The 5,209-nt window shown below is 53.8% G+C and carries 5 protein-coding genes; all 5 read left to right on the top strand.

From position 1 onward, the window contains the following. Positions 1 to 2,071, top strand: a 2,071-nt coding sequence (locus IN820_RS03200) for a DUF637 domain-containing protein (protein WP_193679599.1), incomplete at its 5' end; no start/stop codon positions are given. Beyond that, a complete protein-coding gene (locus IN820_RS03205; RefSeq protein ID WP_193679600.1) occupies positions 2,071 to 2,439 on the top strand; it encodes a hypothetical protein in 369 nt (122 codons plus the stop codon). The genes IN820_RS03200 and IN820_RS03205, both read left to right, overlap by 1 nt. A 404-nt stretch (positions 2,440 to 2,843) precedes the next feature. Then, positions 2,844 to 3,227 (top strand): hypothetical protein, encoded by a 384-nt coding sequence (locus tag IN820_RS22480; protein ID WP_193679601.1) that lies wholly within the window; start codon positions 2,844 to 2,846, stop codon positions 3,225 to 3,227. Further along, entirely contained in the window at positions 3,224 to 4,099 is an 876-nt protein-coding gene (locus IN820_RS03215) for a PoNe immunity protein domain-containing protein (protein ID WP_193679602.1), read from the top strand. The genes IN820_RS22480 and IN820_RS03215 overlap by 4 nt, the downstream gene beginning before the upstream one ends. Positions 4,100 to 4,919: 820 nt before the next feature. Continuing rightward, entirely contained in the window at positions 4,920 to 5,132 is a 213-nt protein-coding gene (locus tag IN820_RS03225; protein WP_193679603.1) for a hypothetical protein, read from the top strand. Positions 5,133 to 5,209: the final 77 nt, after the last annotated feature.

Consider the following 5,209-nt stretch of genomic DNA (forward strand, 5'->3'; position numbering starts at 1 on the left):
GGTCATCCAGGCGGTGGAAGGGCTGCAGATCGACGTCAGGCAGGTCAACCAGCAGACGGTGAGCCAGACCATCGACGCCATGGTGCAGGCCGACCCGAACCTGGCGTGGCTGAAGGAAATGGAAAGCCGGGGTGACGTCGACTGGCAGCGGGTCAAGGAAGTCCATGACAGCTTCAAGTACAGCAGTTCGGGGTTGGGGGCCGGGGCGGCACTGGTGATCGCTATAGTGGTGGCCTATTTTGCCGGCCCCATGCTTAGTCAGGGCATTGGCTCTTTGGGTGGCGCGACCGCCGCCGCTGGCTCAGGAACTGCCATGGCCGCATCAGGGACGGCCACCGCATCGGCTGTGGCTGCTGGTGCTACTGCGGGGTCAACAGTTGCAGCCGGCTGGGCCAACGTGGCGTTGACGGCAGCGGCAACTGGCGCCACCAGCGGAGCCGTAATCAGCACCATCAACAACCGTGGCGACCTGGGCGCGGTGCTCAAGGACGTGACCTCCAGCGACGCGCTGAAGGGCTACGTCACCTCGGCCCTGACGGCGGGCTTCACGTCAGGTGTCCTGGACAGCGCCTACGGGGTGACTGGCGACGACATCAATAAAGTCACCAAGGGCTTCGAGCTGAGCAAGGCTGGCGATATTGCCAAGTTCGGTTCGTACCTGGGGGCTCAAGGTGCCGTACAGGCGGTCGCACAGACGGCGCTGCAGGGCGGCAGCCTCGGCGACAATCTGCAAACCGCGCTGACCGGCCAGGTGTATCACCTGGTGCAGGCGGTGGCCTTCAATGCGGCAGGCGACTTTGCTGACGGGAAGTGGGCCGATATCGACTGGAAGGATGGCAGCGCAGAAAAAATTGCACTGCACGCGGTGGTGGGTGGCTTGCTCAGCGAAGCGACAGGAAGCGATTTCGCCACGGGCGCGCTGGCGGCCGGAGCCAACGAAGCGCTGGTCGAGCAGTTTTCAGGGCTGATCAAGGGCGATAAAAACCTGGAGCTGATGGTGTCGCAACTGATCGGTGTAGCGGCAGCGACCGCAACGGGAGGCGATCCAGCCAAGGCGGCGGAACTGGCGAAGAATGCGACGGCGTATAACCGGCAGTTGCATCCGGATGAAAAGGCGCTGGCGAAACGGCTGGCGGAGCAGAGCGATGGAAAGTTTACTGTTGAACAGATGGAAGATGCGCTCAGGCGCTCCAGTATTCCCGGAGAAGATATATACGCCAATAGCGACATGGTGGTTACGGCGGATGGTATTTACGACACGGGTGGCCAATGGATATTTGGTGGGGATGGCCAGAGCTTTATCCAGTTGCTACCAGAGGCTAACGTGAGTGCGATCCAGTATGTTGCGGAAAATACCAGCGGCTATGCGTGGGATAATCGTTCGCTGGGAATCCAGCTTGATCCGCAACAGATGCAGTATCCATTGGAGTTCCCGGGGTGTATCGCCTGTGCGGCAGGTTTCTCGTATAGCCTGAATACGCTGGATATGCGAACTCCGGCACAAATGGAGGTTGATCAACGGGCATTTACGTTAGGCGTGTCATCATTCGTTGGCTTGCCGATAGCGGGTGGGAGTCTTCTGGCTACTTATGGTGTTCGCCCTATCCTGGCGGGTGCGGGACTTGGTTCTGGTTTTGACGCTGTTGGGCAAGTTGTCGATGGCGGCGAGTATCGACCAGGGAATACCGTGGTAGCGGGAGTTACGGGGGGATTGGCTTATCCGTTGGCGGGAGGTGCGCTAGTTAATACGCTGCTCGGGGGCGCGGTTGGTGGCACAAATGCGGCGGGCAATAACTATCTATATTTTGAAGATAAAAGTATTAGTGATGCGGCTTTTATTGGCGCTTTTGCAGGTCTGGTAGGTGGTTATGTTGGTACTAGCGTCTCTAGTTTTTCGAGCAAGCTACTTCCTTACCGAATCGGCGGGTCTATGGTTGATCCGAACAAACCAATATTGTTGCAGAATATTGGTGTTCTGAATCCTTATCCGGATTATATCGGAGAGGCGGCAGGTGGGGCGGTCAGTGGTGGGATTCCAATTCTCTTCGAGAAAATACAGAAGTACAATTGATGAAGAAGGGTTTACCTAGGGAAATGCGGACTGGCGGATTTCTTGATATATCGACTGTCAAGGGAAATATTTTCTCGATTGCTGTTGTCTTGCTATGTTGTTTTGCTATTTGGAATTTTCATTATTTTTCCTTTTGGCTGGATTCTGTGTTGGGGTTTGAGCATGTTCCGGCAACTGAAGGTATGATTCGTGTTAGGCGGTTTTGGGCTGGTCTTGCGGCAGGCACTATGGTATTGGCTGGGGCAGGGAACATAGTGTGGCTCTGTTGGTATCGCAAACAGGCGATAAAGAGCGCTAAGGGGCAGTGGTACGATAATGCAGATTTAACTAAAGAAGACTTATATGGTGATGAGGGGAATCAAGAATAGCAAGTAGGATGGATAACGCTTTGCTTATCCATCGCTCTTTAAAACTCGATAAAACGATAAAGAAAAGGGGGCAAGGAAAAGGGGGCAAAGAAAAGGGGGCAGATTCTGAGGGATCCCCAAAAAATTCCCTTTTACATAAGTCGGATAGCTTGAAAGAGCCTGCATGAGTCGGGCAGCAAGTAGCCTGGATATCGTAGGGTGGATAACGCTTTGCTTATCCACCGCTCTTTAAAAACTCGATAAAACGATCACGGTGAGGCGTCCAACAGAAAAGGGGACAAACAGAAAAGGGGACAGATTTATTTTCTGGCTAATGGGGTTGCTCAATAAATAAATCTGTCCCCTTTTTCGCTCGAGAAAGTACGGTCAAGCAGATCGTGCCGGACGGGGAGAAACTGGCCCGGATGCCAGGGGTAGGAGAGACGGGGATTGATGACCTTTACAAGGTGAATCGTGCGGATGTGGATTACATCGTGGTCGAGTATAAGTTCGTAGGGGCCGATAATAAAACGGGAAGTTCTGTGCTAGGCAATACTCTGGATGGAAGGCAGGGGAGTGAAAGTTGGATTGTCGGTGGCGATCGTATTGAAAGAGCTGTTGGTTCTGAACGTGTAGCAAACTCAATTAGGGAGTCCGTCGATAGCAATCGTCTGGAGACATGGGTAGTTACCACGCGGAAGGATGGCTCGACGATTGTCGAGGTTCTGGATTCATTAGGGAAGCCCAAGGATATAGATGCTTCGAAACTGCTAAATTCGGCGCTGAACATGTCGGGAGTGCAGTTGTGATTCGTGCGGCTCTGGGTGATCAAGAGTATTGGGCAGAGTGGTGCTCTTATAATAAGCTTCAGCTTAGGCGGGAGTGGGAGCGTATTGGTGAGCCAAGTAAGAACCCTATATATCGGCCGCAATTTGTTTGGGATACTGCCAAAGGTGGACAGTTTAGGGTACTTATGAGGTGCTATTCTTTCGGAGAGCCGATTTGTGATCTGAGCCAGTATTTCCCAGGCGTGCTCGACGCATGGGAGCTCTCAAATGAACTGGCGAGTGATATCTGTCGTGAGCACAAACTCAAGACTTGTCGCGACTGGACGTTCGAGCTATCGAACCTCAACCACTACAACTGGTGCTTCTGGCTGGTGGGTTTGGCGCTTGCCCTGGAAATCCCGGACGAGCATTGGCAGCGGCTATTGGCCTTGATCGGTGGCGAGGGTGAGGATGAACTGCTGGATCGGGTAATTGCCAGCCGCCAGCCTGGTCGCAAGATTGGTACGGTGCTGCTGCACAAGAAGCCATATGCCCGTCTGCTCAAGACTGTGAATGCACCGAAAGAGCAGCAGGCCGCATTGCTGCGAGATTTTGTGGAGCATTGGTACGCCGAGCTGGCTCGCAAGGGCAAGGATGAACTGTGGTGGTACATCTACGGTGATCCGGAGAAGCACCCGTTGGAAAAAGGCAGCTATTTCGGACGCTGGTGCGTAGAAGCAGTCGCAGCCGTGAAGGCCTTTGGGCTGGACGATGGCTTGTGCCTGGGACATGAACATTACCCAGGGGATTTGCTCCGCCCCGATGGGCCAAGTACTCATCCAGTGCGAGATGAAAAGAAGAAAGGCTGGTTGTCGAAATTGTTTGGTAAGAGCGAAAGGGGACGGGATGAATAACATTTGATGGGCCAGGTGTGAGAGTAACTCCGCTCCTAATGACCGATCCTCGGCGGTTGCAGGAGCTGAGTGCAACACGGTCATTGAATTGAAGCTGGGGCATCATGCCGCATAGCGATGGCCTTCTGCATCACCTCACCCATAACTTCGATGGGGCACTTGAAGTCGAAGCAAGGAAAAGGGGACAGATTTATTTTCAGGAAAAGGGGACCAGGAAAAGGGGACAGATTTATTTTCTGGTTGATGGTGCGGTTCCTTAAATAAATCTGTCCCCTTTTTTCCATTAGCGGGCCTTTACTTCGACGACAGCATTCCCGCACTGTTCAAGACGGATCTGCATGTTTACCAGATGCAGAACCAGAGTGCGATTAGCACCCTGACCCATGCAAGCACGCAGGCAGGCCTTGAGGCGAAGGGGCTTTCTCCGGAAGCGGCGGCGCTGGCTGCGAGTGTGCTTGGCGCCGCGGCGGGGGGCGGGGTGCCTGGGAAGCAGGGGGCCAAGGGGGTAGGGCGATCCGTTGATGAGCTATCTCAGGCAGCCGCAACAGCAGATCGCGGCGGATTGACTGCTGCAGGTCGTGCACTTCAAAAGCATGGGGGGCGCGAAGGAAGCGCCTTCCCAGCAGCGAAAGGTAATCCTCTTTCAATTAATCAAAAGGGCCAGCACGTAGTTGACGATATCCTAACGACTCCGGGTAGCACTATGACTACTCGTCATCATGCGAGATTTGGTGAAGTAACTGAAGTTCGGGCACCTGATGGGCGCGGTCTTCGCTATGGTCCTGACGGTAAATTAATTGGATTCTTGGAACCTTGAAAAATGAGCCTAAAAGTTGAAATGGCAAGTGTGTCGGATCGCGATGATTTGGTTGCGGAAATTTGGCAGGAGGACGAAATGGTGGCCGAGATACAGCGTGCTCCAGATGGGCGTTTCGTATTAGAGCTCTATCCTTCTCCAAATCAACAGCCTTGGTCGCTTGACTTAGAGTGCTGGATGGCTGCTCTCTCTGAGGCGAAGAGACGTTTAGTTTAATGGGGCAAAAGGGGTTGGAGGTGGGTCGAAGCAAGTAGCCTGGATATCGTAGGGTGGATAACGCTTTGCTTATCCAC

The organism is Pseudomonas lopnurensis (assembly GCF_015070855.1).
Classification (GTDB): Bacteria; Pseudomonadota; Gammaproteobacteria; order Pseudomonadales; family Pseudomonadaceae; genus Stutzerimonas; species Stutzerimonas lopnurensis.

What these genes read in the sequence shown, in the direction of transcription:
- IN820_RS03205 (WP_193679600.1), top strand. Translation starts at nt 2,071, where the DNA reads ATGAAGAAGGGTTTACCTAGGGAAATGCGGACTGGCGGATTTCTTGAT.
- IN820_RS22480 (WP_193679601.1), top strand. Translation starts at nt 2,844, where the DNA reads ATGCCAGGGGTAGGAGAGACGGGGATTGATGACCTTTACAAGGTGAAT.
- IN820_RS03225 (WP_193679603.1), top strand. Translation starts at nt 4,920, where the DNA reads ATGAGCCTAAAAGTTGAAATGGCAAGTGTGTCGGATCGCGATGATTTG.